Annotated in this window: 15 protein-coding genes; 6 read left to right on the plus strand and 9 right to left on the minus strand. The window is 62.6% G+C overall.

Going from position 1 to position 15666, the window contains the following annotated elements:
- Positions 1–13: 13 nt before the first annotated feature.
- On the minus strand, positions 14–1084 hold the full coding sequence (dhaK, locus tag VGC33_RS17645) for a dihydroxyacetone kinase subunit DhaK (RefSeq protein ID WP_331122074.1): 1071 nt from the start codon (positions 1082–1084) through the stop codon (positions 14–16).
- 271 nt (positions 1085–1355) lie between these two features.
- Here dhaK and VGC33_RS17650 point away from each other — a divergent pair, with 271 nt between their 5' ends.
- The 4 genes from VGC33_RS17650 to VGC33_RS17665 all read left to right on the plus strand — a co-directional run bounded on the left by VGC33_RS17650 (position 1356) and on the right by VGC33_RS17665 (position 5127).
- A complete protein-coding gene (locus tag VGC33_RS17650; protein ID WP_331122075.1) occupies positions 1356–1859 on the plus strand; it encodes a YgjP-like metallopeptidase domain-containing protein in 504 nt (167 codons plus the stop codon).
- Positions 1860–1959: 100 nt separating this feature from the next.
- Positions 1960–3267 carry a putative hydroxymethylpyrimidine transporter CytX gene (gene cytX, locus VGC33_RS17655; RefSeq protein ID WP_331122076.1) on the plus strand — a complete coding sequence of 436 codons (1308 nt, stop codon included), beginning with the start codon at positions 1960–1962 and terminating at the stop codon, positions 3265–3267.
- On the plus strand, positions 3267–4445 hold the full coding sequence (locus VGC33_RS17660; RefSeq protein ID WP_331122077.1) for a DUF1615 domain-containing protein: 1179 nt from the start codon (positions 3267–3269) through the stop codon (positions 4443–4445). Before cytX ends, VGC33_RS17660 begins: the two co-directional genes overlap by 1 nt.
- A gap of 154 nt (positions 4446–4599) precedes the next feature.
- Entirely contained in the window at positions 4600–5127 is a 528-nt protein-coding gene (locus tag VGC33_RS17665) for a DUF1993 domain-containing protein (protein WP_331122078.1), read from the plus strand.
- A 273-nt stretch (positions 5128–5400) separates the two neighbouring features.
- Here VGC33_RS17665 and bhsA read toward each other — a convergent pair whose 3' ends face one another.
- On the minus strand, positions 5401–5658 hold the full coding sequence (bhsA, locus tag VGC33_RS17670; protein ID WP_331122079.1) for a multiple stress resistance protein BhsA: 258 nt from the start codon (positions 5656–5658) through the stop codon (positions 5401–5403).
- Between the two features lie 294 nt (positions 5659–5952).
- Here bhsA and VGC33_RS17675 point away from each other — a divergent pair, with 294 nt between their 5' ends.
- On the plus strand, positions 5953–6645 hold the full coding sequence (locus VGC33_RS17675) for a TetR/AcrR family transcriptional regulator (protein ID WP_331122080.1): 693 nt from the start codon (positions 5953–5955) through the stop codon (positions 6643–6645).
- A 140-nt stretch (positions 6646–6785) separates the two neighbouring features.
- Here the strand turns inward: VGC33_RS17675 and VGC33_RS17680 are convergent, their stop codons facing one another.
- The 5 genes from VGC33_RS17680 to VGC33_RS17700 form a co-directional block, all read right to left on the minus strand.
- Positions 6786–7475 carry an amino acid ABC transporter permease gene (locus tag VGC33_RS17680; RefSeq protein WP_331122081.1) on the minus strand — a complete coding sequence of 230 codons (690 nt, stop codon included), beginning with the start codon at positions 7473–7475 and terminating at the stop codon, positions 6786–6788.
- Positions 7476–7655: 180 nt separating this feature from the next.
- Positions 7656–8459 carry an amino acid ABC transporter ATP-binding protein gene (locus VGC33_RS17685; RefSeq protein WP_331122082.1) on the minus strand — a complete coding sequence of 268 codons (804 nt, stop codon included), beginning with the start codon at positions 8457–8459 and terminating at the stop codon, positions 7656–7658.
- A gap of 33 nt (positions 8460–8492) precedes the next feature.
- A complete protein-coding gene (locus VGC33_RS17690; RefSeq protein WP_331122083.1) occupies positions 8493–9272 on the minus strand; it encodes a substrate-binding periplasmic protein in 780 nt (259 codons plus the stop codon).
- Positions 9273–9297: 25 nt separating this feature from the next.
- On the minus strand, positions 9298–11340 hold the full coding sequence (locus VGC33_RS17695) for a hydantoinase/oxoprolinase family protein (protein WP_331122084.1): 2043 nt from the start codon (positions 11338–11340) through the stop codon (positions 9298–9300).
- Positions 11337–12986, minus strand: a complete 1650-nt coding sequence (locus VGC33_RS17700) for a hydantoinase B/oxoprolinase family protein (RefSeq protein ID WP_331122085.1) — start codon at positions 12984–12986, stop codon at positions 11337–11339. Before VGC33_RS17700 ends, VGC33_RS17695 begins: the two co-directional genes overlap by 4 nt.
- Positions 12987–13071: 85 nt before the next feature.
- On the opposite strand from VGC33_RS17700, the gene VGC33_RS17705 reads away from it, so the two are divergent.
- Positions 13072–13827, plus strand: a complete 756-nt coding sequence (locus VGC33_RS17705) for an IclR family transcriptional regulator (protein WP_331122086.1) — start codon at positions 13072–13074, stop codon at positions 13825–13827.
- 91 nt (positions 13828–13918) lie between these two features.
- Here VGC33_RS17705 and dhbA read toward each other — a convergent pair whose 3' ends face one another.
- Together dhbA and VGC33_RS17715 are read right to left on the minus strand one after the other, a co-directional pair.
- Complete coding sequence (dhbA, locus tag VGC33_RS17710; RefSeq protein ID WP_331122087.1) at positions 13919–14677, minus strand: 2,3-dihydro-2,3-dihydroxybenzoate dehydrogenase; 759 nt, start codon at positions 14675–14677, stop codon at positions 13919–13921.
- Positions 14674–15531: an isochorismatase family protein gene (locus VGC33_RS17715; protein ID WP_331122088.1), complete on the minus strand. Its 858-nt coding sequence runs from the start codon at positions 15529–15531 to the stop codon at positions 14674–14676. The genes dhbA and VGC33_RS17715 overlap by 4 nt, the downstream gene beginning before the upstream one ends.
- Positions 15532–15666: the final 135 nt, after the last annotated feature.

Here is a 15666-nt window from a genome sequence, read left to right on the forward strand (position 1 = left end):
TTGCCTCCATGAATTAACAGCCCCAGCGCAGGGCCGGCGTATTGACCGGCGCATCCCAGAGTTCCAGCAGCGCGTCGTCTACCTTCAGCAGGGTGATGGAAATGCCCTGCATATCAAGCGAGGTGCAATATGAGCCGATTAATTTACGTTCCACCCGCAGACCGAACGCCGCGCAGCGCTCCGCCAGCCGGTGCCAAACGCCATACAGCTCCGACAGCGGCGTCGAACCCAGGTTATTGACCAGCGCTATGACCCGATCGCCTTTCACCAGCGGTTGCTTGGTCTGGCGGGTTTCGCGCCAATCCCCCGCCTGGCGATCCCAATGCCGGAGGGTACGCTGGTAGCCGCCGTGTTCGATAAGGGTGGTAAACATGGTGTCCACCGTGTCGTCAAGGGAGATAAACGGACGCCGCTCAATGCCCGGCTCGCCGTGAATGCCGATGCCGAACTCCATCTCATCGTCGGCCAGCGCAAACGACGGTTTGCCGGCGGCCGGCACGGTACAGGCGCCCAAAGCGATGCCAAGTGAATGCCCCTGGTTGTTGAGACGCTCGCCGAGCGCCGCGCATTCATCAAGCGAATCGCCGCGCGCCGCCGCCGCGCCGAGCAGTTTCTCCAGCAAAACGGTATTGGCCACGCCGCGCCGGCCGGTGGTGTAAAGGCTGTCCTTGACCGCAACATCATCATCGACCACCAGGGTCGCCACCGCCGTGCCGCTACCATGCAGCAACTCCGCCGCGGTTTCGAAATTCAGGATATCGCCGGTATAGTTTTTAATCAGCATCAAGACGCCCTGGCCACCGTCAATGGCCTGCCCGCATTCATACATCTGGTCCGGCGTGGGCGAGGTGAATATCTCGCCGGGGCAGGCGCCGGCCAGCATGCCCTCGCCGATATAGCCGCAGTGCATCGGCTCATGGCCGCTGCCCCCGCCGGACATCAACGCCACAATACCCGCCACCGGCGCGTCGGCGCGGGTGATAAACAGCGGTTCCCGATGCAATTTCAGTTCGGGATGCGCTTCCACCAAACCGTCAAGCTGTTCCTGCAACACTGTCTCAACGCTGTTGATTAACTTTTTCATACGCTGCTCCGCCACATGATAGGAATAGACCATGACTATAAGGCAGCTTTGGCCGGCCCGGATAACGACATAAAAAGTTCCGATTTGGAACATTTGGCCGTCCGTAACGTTTCGTTTTGGAACGCCGCGGGCGCGTGGCGCGGCAGAGGGTGAACTGACGCACATAACGGCCCGGCGGCGAGCATAGGGCAACCTGTCCGGGATCGTTGGCTTTGAACCCGGGATCCGTTACCCTTGGCGGTGTCGGCCGTTATTGGCGCAAAAGGAACTTATGACACCACTTATCTATTTGCAGGGTTACCCGGAGCATCTGCTCGCCCAGGTGCGCACGCTTATCGAAGAGCAGCGGCTGGGCGAGGTGCTGGCGCGGCGCTATCCCGCCGCGCATGAGGTCACCAGCGATAAGGCGCTGTATGCCTATACGCTGGATCTGAAGAACCATTATCTGCGCAACGCGGCCCCGGTCAATAAAGTGGCCTGGGACAGTAAAATCCATGTGCTGAAAAATGCCCTGGGTTTGCATACCGCGGTATCACGCGTGCAGGGCGGCAGGCTGAAGGCCAAGGCGGAAATCCGCATCGCCACGGTGTTTAAAACCGCCCCGGCGGATTTCCTGCGCATGATAGTGGTGCACGAGCTGGCGCACCTGAAAGAAAAAGAACATGACAAAGCGTTCTATCAGCTGTGCTGCCATATGGAGCCGCGCTATCACCAGCTGGAATTCGACACCCGGCTGTGGCTGATGCAGCTCGCGTTGCACGGCAAGCCGGCTTGATTCCCGTCGCGCGCCGATTAACGCCGGCGGCGGGATTAGCCGAGGTCCGCATGGCCGGGTTATGCTATGCTCGCTTATGCTTGTGCGTTCGGATAACCCTATGAATAACATTGATACTTATGCCCCGGACCGCTTGGTCGCCCCCGGCGGGCGCATGCTCGGCTGGCGCGATCTTTTTTCCTTATGGTTCTCTTTAGGCCTCGGGCTGGCGGTGCTGCAGGCCGGCGCCCTGCTTTCCCCGGGCCTGGGCATGCTGGGCGCCCTGTCCGCCATCGCCATCGGATCGCTGGCCGGCTGCCTGCTGCTGGCGCTCTCCGGGGTTATCGGCTATGACACCGGACGCTCGTCCATGGCCGGCATGGCCTTTAGCCTGGGCAAAACCGGCGCGTCGGTTCCCTCGCTGCTCAATTTTTTACAGCTGATCGGCTGGGGCGCGTTTGAAATCGTGATGATGCGCGACGCGGCCAGCCTGCTGGCGGCGCGCGCCCTCGGCGCCGCCAGTCCCTGGGCGAATCCGACGCTTTGGACCTGGCTGTTCGGCCTGTGCGCCACGGCGCTGGCGCTGTCGGGCCCGCTGGCCTTTATCCGGGTGGTGCTGCGCCGCTTCGGCATCTGGCTGCTGATTATCGCCTGCGGCTGGCTGAGCTGGTCGTTATGGCGGCGGGCGGATATGGGCGCGCTGGCCGCCGGCGCCGGCGACGGCACGCTGCCGTTTGCCGCCGGCTGCGATATCGTGATTTCCATGGCCTTATCCTGGCTGCCGCTGGTGGGGGATTATACCCGTTTCGGCAAAAGCGCCCGGCAAACCTTTTTCGGCACCCTGGCCGGTTATCTGTGCGGCAGCCTGTGGATCATGGCCCTGGGCGGAGCTTACGCCCTGGCCTTTGTCAGCGGCAACGATACCAGCGCGCTGCTGGTGGCGTTATCGGGGGCGGCCATGGGCATTCCGCTCTTGCTGATCCTCATTGATGAAAATGAAAACGCCTTTGCCGATATCCATTCGGCGGCGCTGTCGTCGGCGCTGCTGGTGCCGCTGCGGGTGAAACCGTTAACCCTGGTCATCGGCCTGGCCTGCACGCTGATAGCCTGGCGGGTGCCGCTGTCGCAATATGAAAACTTCCTGCTGCTGATCGGGTCGGTGTTCGCGCCCCTGTTCGGCGTGGTGCTGGTGGAGCACTTCCTGCTGCGCCGCCGCCGTAATCTGGCCCCCGGCGCCGCCTTGTCTTGGCGCGCCTTCCTGGCCTGGGCCTGCGGCATCGCGGTTTACCAGGCCATGGTTCAATGGCTGCCGCAGGCGGGCGCCACCCTGCCGGCGCTGCTGGCGGCGGGGCTGCTGCACTATGTGATGTCCCGTACCCTATCCCGCCGAGCCGTCCGGTCCTCCTCGCCAGGTATAACCGGAGAATAATGCTGTTTCATCGCGCCATCTTATCCCCGCCGTTCCCCGCCCGCGCCGGCGAGCCGGCCATCGCTCCGGATAACGGTCCGGCGGCGTTGTTACGGCGCTGCCGCCCTTGGGCGGCGTTGGCCCTGCTGCTGGCGCTGGCCGGCTGCGGCAGCCAGCAGCGCCAACCCGCCAGACAGCAGCCGGCGGACGTCCAGGCGCATATCATCACCTTGTTGCCGGCCAATACCGCCGATCGCGCGGGCTGGGCCAAGGATATCTATACGGCGTTCGCCGCCCGCGGTATCGACCCCAATAGCGAAAACATCTGCTCGGTGCTGGCGGTCGCCCAGCAGGAATCGGGCCTTCAGGCCGACGCGCCGGTGCCGGGTCTTGGCAAAATAGCCTGGGACGAAATTGACCGCCGCGCCGCGCAGGCGCATATTCCGGCCATCGTGGTCCATGCCGCCCTGCATATCAATTCACCCAACGGCAAGAGCTATAGCCAACGCCTGGACGAGGTGCGCAGCGAAAAAGAGCTCAGCGCCATTTTCGAGGACTTTATCGGCATGGCGCCGATGGGGCAAAAGCTGTTCGGCAGCCTCAATCCGGTGCATACCGGCGGGCCGATGCAGGTCAGCATCGCCTTCGCCGCCGAACACGCCGACGGTTATCCCTACCCGATCGAGGGGTCTATCCGCCATGAAGTCTTCACCCGGCGCGGCGGCATGTATTTCGGCATCGTGCATTTACTGGGCTACCCTACCCATTATCCCCGGCAGATATTCCGCTTTGCCGATTTCAACGCCGGCTGGTACGCCAGCCGCAACGCCGCCTTCCAGAATGCGGTCAACCTTGTTTGGGGCGGGAAACTGGCGCTTGACGGCGATCTGGTCAACTATGGTTCGGATACGGCGGGCGCCACGGAACTGGCGGTGCGGGCGATGGGCAAACGACTGGATATGAGCGACGCGGCCATCCGGCGGGCGCTGGAAAAGGGCGAACGCTTGGATTTTGAAGAGACGGATCTTTACCAGCGGGTATTTGCCCTGGCGGACAAAACCCATGGCCGGCCGATGGCGCGCGCCCTGCTGCCGGGCATTACGCTGGAAAGCCCGAAAATCACCCGTAAACTGACCACCGCCTGGTTTGCCAAGCGGGTTGACGACCGGCGCCTGGCCTGCCTGGCCCGGGATAAGTGATCCACCGCGCCATGCCGATGCCGATGGGTGCAACATTCCATAGCGATCGTTAAAAAAACATTGACGGGCCGGATGCCGCGCCCTAAGTTGATGGCGGGCGGAATAAACGGCCCGCTGTCAATCCTGATGTCCGATAACGATGAGAAGACTAACAATGGCGACTCCTACACCACATGACCTGACCTATTACCAGGCCTCAATCCCGGTATTTATCCGGGCGCTGAACAATCTGTCCGCGCTGCTGCATAAAGCGGTGGCTTTCGCCGCCGAACAAGGTATTGAAGAATCCCAACTGGTCAACGCCCGTCTGGCACCCGATATGTTTAGCCTGGCGCGGCAGGTACAGTCGGCCAGCGACGCGGCAAAATCCTGCGCGGCGCGTTTATCGGGCGGCGACATACCCAGTTTCCCCGATACCGAAACGACGTTTGCGCAGTTGCAGGCGCGTATCGCCAAGACCATCGCCTACCTTGACGGCCTGTCCGCCGAGCAGTTTGCCCAGAGCGGCGCAAAGCCTATCGTAATGAATATGCGCGGTACCGCCAAAACCTTTACCGGCTATGATTATTTATTCCGCCTGGCGCTGCCGAATCTGTTTTTCCATATCACCACCGCCTACGATATTTTGCGTAACCAGGGCCTGGCTATCGGTAAAAGCGATTATCTGGGTTCATTCGAATAACTGTATTGACAGGCGGCGCGTAAGCGAACTCGCGGATGGATGAGGATGTGACCGGCGGGAATCAATAGCAGCTAACTCAGGCATAATGCATTCGCGGCTTCGCAATACTTAAAACACCGTGGCGACTTCCCCACAGTTATAACGCCGTTGCGGCTTGGCAATAGTTATAAGCTATAACGCCGTTGCGACTTCAAATTAGATATCACGCCGTTGCGGTGTCGAACTTATAAAAGGACGGAAGCCCGGTTAAACGGCGCTTCCGTCCTTATTATATTATTCATAAATTACAGCGGTGCCGTGCAGGTTGTTCTGGCCTGAGGTCGAGGTAATCTGGAACGACTTGGCGCCGGACTGCGCGGCTTTATCGGCCAGCTGGCTTTCAAGCGAAGACAGGTTGCTGCCGCCGGTGGCGGAAATCACCCCTACCTGCTGTTGGTTAGCCGGCGCTGAATTCACCAGATCGGCGGCGAAACTACCAAAAGAAACGACGCTCAGGGCGATGGCGGCAACGGCATATTTTACGTTTTTCATAATTTGTGCTCTCAAGTCAGTTAATATTTTGTTTGCGACGTTAATTTCTTAACGTTCGATAACTAAATACTATCCCCCGACGGCGCGGCATGCAACCACTTTTTATTATCAATCGTTAACTTAATACCTAACCGGCTGAATTACCGTGAATTAAAGCGGGAAATTTTTCGTTTCACGCCCCTTTACCGCCCGCTTTCCGATGCCTAATCCCCTGCTTTACCATAAGGAGCTTGTAATTTTCTTAATGATCATTAATTATATAGTAACACGTCAACATCATTAAGAGAGGATTTTATGGACACACATCTGACTGCGTGTGTCAAAACCATCAAAGGACCGGGACGGCCTAAACAGTTCGACCGGGAACACGCGCTGGATAAAGCGCTGGTGCTGTTCTGGCGCCATGGCTATGAAGCCACCTCCATGTCCGACCTGGTGGCGGCGACCGGCGCCAAGGCGCCGACGCTCTACAGCGAATTCGGTAATAAGGAAGGGCTGTTTCGCGCCGCCGCCGAGCATTATATCGCGCTGTTCGCAGAGCGGAGCAAAGCGTTATTGGCCGACGAAACCCGCCCGCTATCGGACGTGCTATGGGATTACCTGCGCGACGCCGCGGCGATGTTTACCGATGAGGCGCTTCCCTCGGGCTGCTTTTTAATCTGCACCTCGGCGGCGCTGTCCACCGCATCAAACGACGTGGCGCTGATGCTGCGCGCCCGCCATCACCGCCAGGAGGATATGCTGCTGGCGTTCTTCCGGCAACGGCAGGCGACGGGGGAACTGGCTGGGGAGATTGACGCGGCCGGCCTGGCCAAGAACCTGGTCTGCGCGCTGCACGGCATGTCGGTACAGGCCCGCGAAGGGGCCGGCCGTGACGATCTCCACGCCATCGCGGCAACCTGGATGGCGGTATGGCCGGCGCTGGCCCTCCCCAGGCGAATACCCAAGCTTGAAGCGGGCATGATGGGCAAGAAGAGTAAAGCGTAGCGCGCCAGGGAGGGCGCGCCCGAGCCTACAGGGATGTATTTACGGCGTCTTTACGAACTTGCCCACCATGCCCGCGAACACTGGAAAAAAACCCAAGCTTGAAGCGGGCATGATGGGCAAGGAGAGTAAAGCGTAGCGCTTCAGCCTTTCGGCAGGCTGAGGCGGCGCTCGACGGCGCTGGCCAGCACTTGCAGCAAGATCACCAAGACCACGTAAAACGCGGCGGCCAGCAGATAAGCCTGGAGATTAAGAAAGGTGGCCGAGGCGATCATCTGGGCATTACGCATCAGTTCGGTGACGCCAATAACCGACGCCAGCGACGTGCCCTTCAGCACGATGATAAACTCATTGCATAACGGCGGAAACGCCACCCGCAGCGCCTGCGGCAGGATAATGCGCCGCATGGCCTGCGGATAGGTCATGCCGATGGAGCGGGCGGCTTCCATTTGCTCGCTATGGATCGAGATAATGCTGGCGCGAATGCTTTCGGCGGTATAGGCGCCGGCGTTAACCGCAAACGCCAGGGTCGCCGCCAGCAGCCGGTTATCCAGCGGGCTGAGCAGGCTTATCAGCAGCGGACTGCCGGCCTGGCTGGCCCAGGCCGGCAAGCCGAAATACACCAGATACAACAATACCAGCGGCGGCACGCCGCGAAAAACAGTGACATACGCCAGGCAAAACAGCCGCACCGGCATCCGCCTGGATAAACGCCCGAGCGCCACCAGCAAACCGATGACCAGGGCGCCCGCCATGGCGAAGACGGTTAAAGAAAGACCGACCAGCACGCCCTGCAAATAAAGCGGCGAATAGGCCGCCACGAATTCCATCATCGTTCGCGCCATCCTGTATTGAGATTAAACATTGCCTGCGTCATGCCATATCTGGCTTACCACTGCCGCCGCCATCCCGTATCGGGTTTGATTGCCCGGCGCCATGCCGCGCCTGGCTTAGCCATTGCCGGCACTATCCCGTAACGGGTTTAATCACCCGCTCGCCAGGGGACGCCGCGCTTATTTGGCTTCGCTGGCCGTCAGGAAAGCCCGGATGCGCTCGTTGGGCGGCCGTTCAAAAAATTGCCGGGCCGGCAGGTCGGCCACCACGCGCCCCCGTTCCATAAACACGATGCGATCGGCCACGTCGCGGGCAAAGCGCAGCTCATGGGTCACCATCAGCATGGTGCGCCCCTCTTCGCTAAGGTGGCGCATCACCGCCAGCACTTCGCCCACCAGCTCCGGGTCCAGCGCCGAGGTCACCTCGTCAAACAGCAGCACGTCCGGTTCCATGCACAGGGCGCGCGCAATACCGACCCGCTGCTGCTGGCCGCCGGAAAGCCGTGCCGGATAGGCGTGGGCCTTATCCGCCAGTCCCACCGACGCAAGCGTCGCGGTCGCCCGCGCCACCGCCTCGCGATGGGATTGTCCCAGCACCCGCGTTGGTCCCTCGATCAGGTTTTCCAGCACGCTCAGGTGCGGGAACAGCGCAAACCGCTGGAACACCATGCCGGTTTTACGGCGCATCCGGCTGATATTGACGTCGCTGTCCTCCACTCGCCGGTTGCCCCGCTGCCGGTAGCCGATTTGCTCGCCGCGAATGAATACGCCGCCGCTGTCGTAGGTATTCAAGAAATTCACGCAGCGCAGCAGGGTGGTCTTGCCGGCGCCGCTGGGGCCAATCACCGCCACGGTTTCACCACGCGCGATATCAAGATTGACATCGGTCAGGACAGGCACGCCGTTAAACGACTTGCAGAGCTGGCTAATGCGCAGGATCGGCGGCTCTCGATCCACCGACGGCGTTTGCGTCACGTCCGGCATCTGTTGACCTCTTGGTTAACGTTGGCAATGCCATTATTGTGGCACATTCACGGTATTGCCGAACCACTTGGTGGCAATGGCCGCCAGGGTACCGTCCGACTTCATTTTATCAATGGCCGCGTTAACCTGCGCCAGCCCCTCGGTATCCTGCTTGCGCAGCGCCACGCCATTAAGCTTCACCTCGTCGGTTAACGGCTTCGCCACCACCTTAAGCTTGCCGGCGTACTGGCTAGCGGCGATATAGGTGCCGTTGACGCTTTCCACCGCCACCACGTCGATGCGGCCGAGCATCAGGTCATTATAGGCGTCCACCACGGTGTTATAGGTGGTGGGCGTGACCCCTTTCATGCCCTGCAGCGCGGTGGCGGCGGCGGTGTTGACCATGACCCCGACCCTAAGGCCGGGCAGATCGGCGGCGGTCGCCTGCGGATGTTTGCTATCAGAGCGCACCACAGCGACAATCGTTTGCGTCATGATCGGTTGGGAAAACGCCACCACCTTCCTGCGCTCGTCGCTTATCACCAGATTGGTGATGGCGTCTATTTTCCCGCCCTGGAGCGCCGGGATAATACCGTCCCATGCCATGCCCTCATAGGCCACCGGCACCCCCATATGCTGACCCAGGGCGGCGGCGAAATCAGCGTCGAAACCGATAAGTTTGCCCGACGGGTCGACGAAGGAAATCGGCCGATAGCTGGGATCGGCGCCAACGCGCAGCTGGGTCAGAGCCTGCGCCTCGGCCGACAGGGCGGCGACGGTCAGGGTGGCGGCCAGTACAATCAGCGCCGCGCCGTGCTTAGCAGAAAATCTCATACGGTACTCCTTCGGGTAAATGGTTTCAGACGGTGTGGGGGTGGATGCGAATCGATAAGGCGCGCGTGCCGGGCAGAACCTCGGCGACATCGCCGTGGCCGAGCACGGTCACGGCGTCAAATTGTTCAATCACCAGAGGACCGGTGGCGCGCCAGCGATCCGGCAGCGCCGCGCGCTGATAGACCGGGCAGACGACGCATTCGGCATCATCAAGCCAGATGTCGCGCTGTCCGGCCGGCGCGCCGGCGTTTGCGGACGCCGCGCCGACCTCGCCGGCGCCGGTGCGCGGCCGGCTGATTTTCAGGCGAAGATTAAGCAGTTCCACCGCCGCGGTGGCGGAGGCATGGCCGTAGCGCAGCATATGCTCGGCCAAAAACGTCGATCGGCTGGCGGCCAGGCCCGCCGCGTCCGGCGACGGCAGCGCCACGGTCAGCGCATGGGACTGGCCGCGATAGCGCAGATCGGCGGACCAGGCGATGACCAGGTCATCGGCGCTAAAACCGTCTTCAGCGGCGCGGGCCAGCAGCGCACCGGTCATATCCCGGGCCAGTTCCGCCAGCTCGCGGGCGTTAATGACGGACAGCTCGCGCAGCCAGGTGCGCTGGGCATCATAGGCGATATCCACCGATAAAATACCGTGGGCCGAAAACACGCCGGAAAAATACGGGATCAGCACACGCGGGATGGCAAGCGAACGCGCCACCTCGACGGCGTGCAGCGGGCCGGCGCCGCCAAAAGCGATAAGCGTCATGCCGCGCGGATCGTGGCCGCGCTCAACGGACATGGCGCGGATGGCGCGCACGATATTGGCGGTGGTGATTTGCAATATGCCGTGCGCCGCCCGCTGCCAGCTGACGCCCAGGGGCGCGGCGATATGCCGCTCGATGGCGGCGACGGCCGCCTCCCGGTCGAGGGGGAACTCGCCGCCGAGCATACTGTCGACGCCCAGGCGATTGAGCGCCACGTGCGCGTCGGTGACGGTGGGCAGTTCGCCGCCACGACCGTAGCTTGCCGGTCCCGGCGTCGAGCCGGCGCTGCGCGGGCCGACCTTGAGCGATCCGGCGCGATCCAGATACGCAATCGATCCGCCGCCGGCGCCGATGGTTTCAATTTCCGCCGAGGCCACCGCCACCGGGTAGCCGCCGATGGCGCGCTCGTCGGTCACCGGGATGGCGCCGTTGCGCAGCAGGGCGATATCCGAACTGGTGCCGCCGATATCCAGCGTCAGCGCTTCCCCCAGCCCGTGACGGGCGCAGAGATCCAGCGCTCCCACCGCCCCGCCGGCGGGCCCGGACATGGCGCATTTAATCGGGAAACGGCGGGCCTCGGCAAACGTCAGGCAGCCGCCGGCCGATCCCATGATAAAGGCCTTGGCCGGTCCCTGGTCTTTCAGGGTTTGCAGGCCGGACAAAAACTGCGCCATTACCGGCATGGTGGCGGCGTTCAGCACCGTGGCGGTGGTACGTTCGTATTCGCGAAATACCGGCAATACGTCCGAGGATAACGAGACCGGCACCCCCAGCACCGCCAGCTTTTCCCGGATGCGCCGCTCATGTTCGGGGTTGACGAAGGAAAACAGCAGGCTGACCGCCACCGCCTCCACCTTTTCCTCACGCAATTGTTCGATACAGCGGTCCAGCGCGGCCTCATCCAGGGGCAACAGCACCTCTCCGTGGTGATCGCGGCGCTCCGGCACCTCCAGGCGCAAATGCCGGGGCGCCACCACCGGCGCGCGCCGGGCGTGCAAATCATAGGACGACGGCCGGGTCATGCGGGCGATTTCCAGCACGTCGCGAAAGCCCGCCGTGGTCAGCAGGGCGGTCTTGGCCAGCGCGCCTTCCAGCAGGGCGTTGGTCACAACCGTAGTGCCCACCACCGCCGCGTCGATATCGGCGGCGCCAGCGTTCATCTGCCGCGCCAGCCCGCCCAGCGCCGCCAGAATGTCGTTGCCCTGATCGCCTTTGCGGTGCAGGACTTTGGCGATGCGGGTTTCGCCGGTGGCGGGATTGGTCACCACCACGTCGATAAACGTGCCGCCGACGTCAACGGCGGCTAATAATCCGCTCATGCCGGTATCTCCTTGGTTTGACTATTCCCGTAACCGTACAGCCGGTCCTGGGCGAGCGCCGGCGCGTCGCGTTCGCACGGCGGGCCGTAGCCGCCGCCGCCCGCCGTTTCGACCCGTATCACCGTATCCGCCACGGCGGACAGCTCGCTAAAACGCGTAATGGACAACGGCATGGCGCCCGGCGCGATAACGGTAATACGCGTCGGCGCGCCGGCGCCGCCTCCCAGCAGGCCGCCCGGCCCGTGGGTGGGCATGCTGACCTGGAAAGAACAGCGCACCGGCGTCAGCACCTGGAATTCCCGGCGCAGGCCAAAGCCGCCGCGCTGGCGTCCGGCGCCCCCGGACCCCTCCACCAGCTCATAACGTAAAATACGTACCGGCAGGCTCATTTCCAGCACTTCCACCGGGGTATCGTGCAAATTGGCCACCGGCGGGATCATGCCGCTTTCCCCGTCGGCCACGTTGCTGGCGCCCGAGCCACCGCCCAGCGCTTCGCCATAGGCAAAAAGCCGGCCGGTCAGCGGATTCACGCCGCCGAAGGAAAACACGCCGCCGCCGCCGGTGCCGGCCAGCACCTGTTGCGGTGAAAAGGCGGACAGCGCGTCCATTAGCGCCTCGAACGTGTGATAGGACACCTGGGTGGCGGCGGAAATCGCCGCCGGAAATACGGGATTCAGAATCGATCCCTCGGGGATGTTGATGTCAAGGGCGCGGTACATGCCGGCATTGGCGGGGATACCCCGCGCCAGCGTGATGCGGATGGCCATGTAGACGCAGGCCAGCGTATTGGCCAGGCAGGAATTGAACGGGCTGTTGGTCTGCGGGCCGCTGCCGGAGAAATCAATTTTCAGCCGATCGCCCTGATGGGATATCGCCACCCGCAGCGGGATCATCTCGCCGCCGAAATCCGCCGCCGCCTCGCCGTGCCAAACCTGGTCGGGCAGCGCGGCGACGCAGGCGCGGGTCGCCGCCTCGGACAGGCGGATAATCTCGGCCAGGGCATAACGCAGCTGATCGGTGGTGTAGCGGCGCGCCAGTTCGTCAATACGACTTTGGGCGACGCGGATGGTGGCGATTTGCGCGCCAAGATCCGCCATGCGCTCGTCCGGCAGACGGGAATTGGCGGCGATAATGGTCAGGATATTATTGTCCACGATGCCGGCCGCGGCCAGTTTCACCGGCGGGATGCGCAGGCCCTCGTGGAAGATCTCGGTGGCGGTGGCGGGCATGCTGCGCGGCGTCAGGCCGCCCACATCGGTATGGTGCGCCATGCTGGCGCCGAAACCGACCATCCGCCCTTCGGCGAACAGCGGCCCGGCGACGATAAAATCCGGCAGGTGGTTGGCGCCGTAATACGGGTCGTTGACCAGGAACACGTCGCCCGGTGCCATTTCCGCCGTCGGGAAGGCGGCCAGGATATGGCGCAGCGCCCCCGCCATCACGCCGAGATGGATGGGAATATGTTCCGCCTGCACCGCAATATCGCCGACCACGTCATAGACGCTGCAGGAGCAGTCGCGCCGCTCCTTGATGTTTGGCGAATGGCTGGAGCGCACCAGCGACTCGGCCATTTCATCGCAAATGGCGTGGAAAGCGTTGCGAACGAGCTCGATGGCTATCTGATCCAGCGGCGCGGTTTGGCTCATCGGGTGTTCCGTATCAAGAAAATATTGAGTTCTGAGTTCTAACACAGTAAAAAAGAGTTCAGCAACAAGAATAGAGTTCACATATATGAACGAAGTAAAGAGCGCGGTGCGGGTGCTGGAAGTATTGGAACTGCTGGCGCAGGCGGAAAAACCGCTGGCCCTGAAAGAGGTGGTGGATGAATTGGGCTACCCGAAAAGCAGTACCCATAACCTGCTGGCAACCCTGGTGGCGCGCGGTTACGCGGTGCGCGGCGAAGCCGAGCGGTATACGCTGAACGAAGCGTACCGCAACGGCCCGGGCTGGATTTGCGGGCCGGAGGCGAGGCTGATTGAACTGGCCGGGCCGGTGATGCGCGCCCTGCGCGACGGCTGCGGCGAAACCATTATGCTCGGGGTGCTGAACAACGACTGCCGGCTGAAAACCCTGGAACGTTGCAGCGGCACCCAACCGGTGCGTTACGAGTCCCCGCTGGGCAGTTGCCTGCCGTCCTATTGCACCGCCATGGGGCGCGCCCTGCTGGCCGCCCGGGACGACGGCCAAATTGAGCATTACCTCGCCCATGAGCGCATCGTGCAATACACCCGGCATACCCTGGTGGAGCGCGATCTTATCCGCCAGCATATCGCCAAGGCCCGCCTGGACGGCTTTGCGGTCTCGGATCAGGAAATGGATATCGGCGGTTCGGGGGTGGCGGCGCCGGTGCTGAACGCCAAGGGGGAAACCGTGGCCGCGCTGAATGTGGCGGCCATTTCAAGCCGGTTTGCCGAACGGCGGCAGGATTTTATCGCGGCGGTAAAAGGCCATGCACTACTATTGAGCAACCGGCTGGGCTGGCACTGAACCAGGCTGGCCAGCGACGAAATATGCCCTAAGGCATGCGCTCTGGCGTGTCGCTACAGCTTCCCGGCGTTTGGTGCCGGCTCGGCCGCCATCAGGCGCCAAGCGTTGCGCCGCCGTCGATAACGATATCCTGCATGGTGATATGGCCGGCACGCTCGGATGCCAGAAAAAGCACCGCGTCGGCAATCTCGCGCGGACGGGCAATTTTACCCAGCGGGATGCCAAGCTTGAACTGTTCGGGAAAACCGGCGATGGTCCGCTGCTCCGCATCCGGGTTTTGCCACAGCCCGCGCTGCATCGGGGTGTCGGTCGAGCCGGGCGATACCAGGTTACAGCGCACCCCGAACGGCGCCATTTCCAGCCCGACGGTCAGGCACAGGCTTCTCAGCGCCGCTTTCGAGGCGCAGTAGGCGGACATGCCCAGGCGCGGCACGTGGGCGGCGTTGGAGGCGATGCTGACAATGGCGCCCGCCCGCTGGCGGCGAAATACCGGCAGGGTATGGCGGAAAAGGTTAAACGCGCCGCCGGCGTTGACCGCCATGCAGTCTTGCCAGTCCTGGAGGTCCAGGCTATCGGTAGTCCCGGTGCGCAGGATACCGGCGCCGTTGACCAGGACATCTAGCCGTGGGTTTTCCTCCAGCAACGTCCGGCACACCCGTTCGACCTGGAGGGCGTCGGTGATATCCAGCAGTTGGGTGCGAAACGGGTAGCCGTCGCCGGCAAACCGCCGGTCCAGTCCGACCACGTCGGCGCCGGCCTCGCTGAACGCCAGCGCGGTCTGGTAGCCGATCCCCTGCCCCGCGCCGGTCACCCAGACGCGCTTACCGCTGAAATCCTGGCTGATAGTCATGCGTTATGCTCCGGCGCCAGTAATTGCCACCAGCCGTTAAGGGTGGGGTTGCGCGCCAGCGCGACAAAATCCAGCCCCGCGCGCGCCTGCCGCCAGCGGGTGGCCAGCGTCATGATACGCACCGAATCCAGTCCGTAATCGATCAGGTTGTCATCATCGGATAGGTCCTGGCAATCGTCGTCGAGCAGCGGCAGGATAGCCGCGCGCAGCTGCGCCTTGCTGACCGGCGCCGGCAGCAAATCGGCGGTCATCAGCACGCGCCCGCAGCGGCCGGCGGCATAACGCAGCGCCATCAGATGGTCATCGCGGCTAAAATCGGCCAGGGCGTCCGCCACCAGCAGGGGTTTGATATTGCGCATAAACGCGTCGGCGGCGGTCATCAGACAGCCGATATGCGCATAGACGCCGCAGATAAGCAGCTGGTCGCGGCCGCTCTCGGCCAGCATATCCGCCAGCGCGGAACGATGGAACGCGCTGTAGCGCCATTTGACCAGCACGCGGTCGTCGGCGTCGGGCGCCAGGGCGGCGACCACCGCCTGCTGTTCCGGATGCTGGTTTAACCCCGGCCCCCACATATCGGTTAACAGCCCGCGATCCTCATCGCTTTGCCGCGCCGGCTGGGCGGTGTAAAACACCGGGATGCCCTGCGATTTACAGTAGCGGCGCAGGGCGGCGATATTCTCCACCAGCCGGTTGACCAGCGCGCTGTCCTCGCCCCAGAAGTTAAGAAAGTAGTCTTGCATATCGTGGATAAGCAGCGCCGCGCGCCGCGGTTCAAAGGGCCAGTTTACCTTATTGGCGGGCAATTCCGCCGGATTGGGCATGGCATAGGACACCAGTTTCGGGATAGCCATTTATTCATCTCCTGTGGCGGGTTTGCCATTGGCGGCGTCAATCAGCCGGCGCAGTCGTTTTTTATCCACCTTGCCCACCGGGGTCAGCGGCAGCGCGTCCAGGCGTTCAAAGCGGTCGGGTAATTTAAACTCCGC

This window comes from Acerihabitans sp., assembly GCF_036398755.1.
In the GTDB taxonomy this organism is placed as follows: domain Bacteria; phylum Pseudomonadota; class Gammaproteobacteria; order Enterobacterales; family Enterobacteriaceae; genus Acerihabitans.

What these genes read in the sequence shown, in the direction of transcription:
- dhaK (WP_331122074.1), bottom strand. Translation starts at nt 1,084, where the DNA reads ATGAAAAAGTTAATCAACAGCGTTGAGACAGTGTTGCAGGAACAGCTT.
- VGC33_RS17650 (WP_331122075.1), top strand. Translation starts at nt 1,356, where the DNA reads ATGACACCACTTATCTATTTGCAGGGTTACCCGGAGCATCTGCTCGCC.
- cytX (WP_331122076.1), top strand. Translation starts at nt 1,960, where the DNA reads ATGAATAACATTGATACTTATGCCCCGGACCGCTTGGTCGCCCCCGGC.
- VGC33_RS17660 (WP_331122077.1), top strand. Translation starts at nt 3,267, where the DNA reads ATGCTGTTTCATCGCGCCATCTTATCCCCGCCGTTCCCCGCCCGCGCC.
- VGC33_RS17665 (WP_331122078.1), top strand. Translation starts at nt 4,600, where the DNA reads ATGGCGACTCCTACACCACATGACCTGACCTATTACCAGGCCTCAATC.
- bhsA (WP_331122079.1), bottom strand. Translation starts at nt 5,658, where the DNA reads ATGAAAAACGTAAAATATGCCGTTGCCGCCATCGCCCTGAGCGTCGTT.
- VGC33_RS17675 (WP_331122080.1), top strand. Translation starts at nt 5,953, where the DNA reads ATGGACACACATCTGACTGCGTGTGTCAAAACCATCAAAGGACCGGGA.
- VGC33_RS17680 (WP_331122081.1), bottom strand. Translation starts at nt 7,475, where the DNA reads ATGATGGAATTCGTGGCGGCCTATTCGCCGCTTTATTTGCAGGGCGTG.
- VGC33_RS17685 (WP_331122082.1), bottom strand. Translation starts at nt 8,459, where the DNA reads ATGCCGGACGTGACGCAAACGCCGTCGGTGGATCGAGAGCCGCCGATC.
- VGC33_RS17690 (WP_331122083.1), bottom strand. Translation starts at nt 9,272, where the DNA reads ATGAGATTTTCTGCTAAGCACGGCGCGGCGCTGATTGTACTGGCCGCC.
- VGC33_RS17695 (WP_331122084.1), bottom strand. Translation starts at nt 11,340, where the DNA reads ATGAGCGGATTATTAGCCGCCGTTGACGTCGGCGGCACGTTTATCGAC.
- VGC33_RS17700 (WP_331122085.1), bottom strand. Translation starts at nt 12,986, where the DNA reads ATGAGCCAAACCGCGCCGCTGGATCAGATAGCCATCGAGCTCGTTCGC.
- VGC33_RS17705 (WP_331122086.1), top strand. Translation starts at nt 13,072, where the DNA reads ATGAACGAAGTAAAGAGCGCGGTGCGGGTGCTGGAAGTATTGGAACTG.
- dhbA (WP_331122087.1), bottom strand. Translation starts at nt 14,677, where the DNA reads ATGACTATCAGCCAGGATTTCAGCGGTAAGCGCGTCTGGGTGACCGGC.
- VGC33_RS17715 (WP_331122088.1), bottom strand. Translation starts at nt 15,531, where the DNA reads ATGGCTATCCCGAAACTGGTGTCCTATGCCATGCCCAATCCGGCGGAA.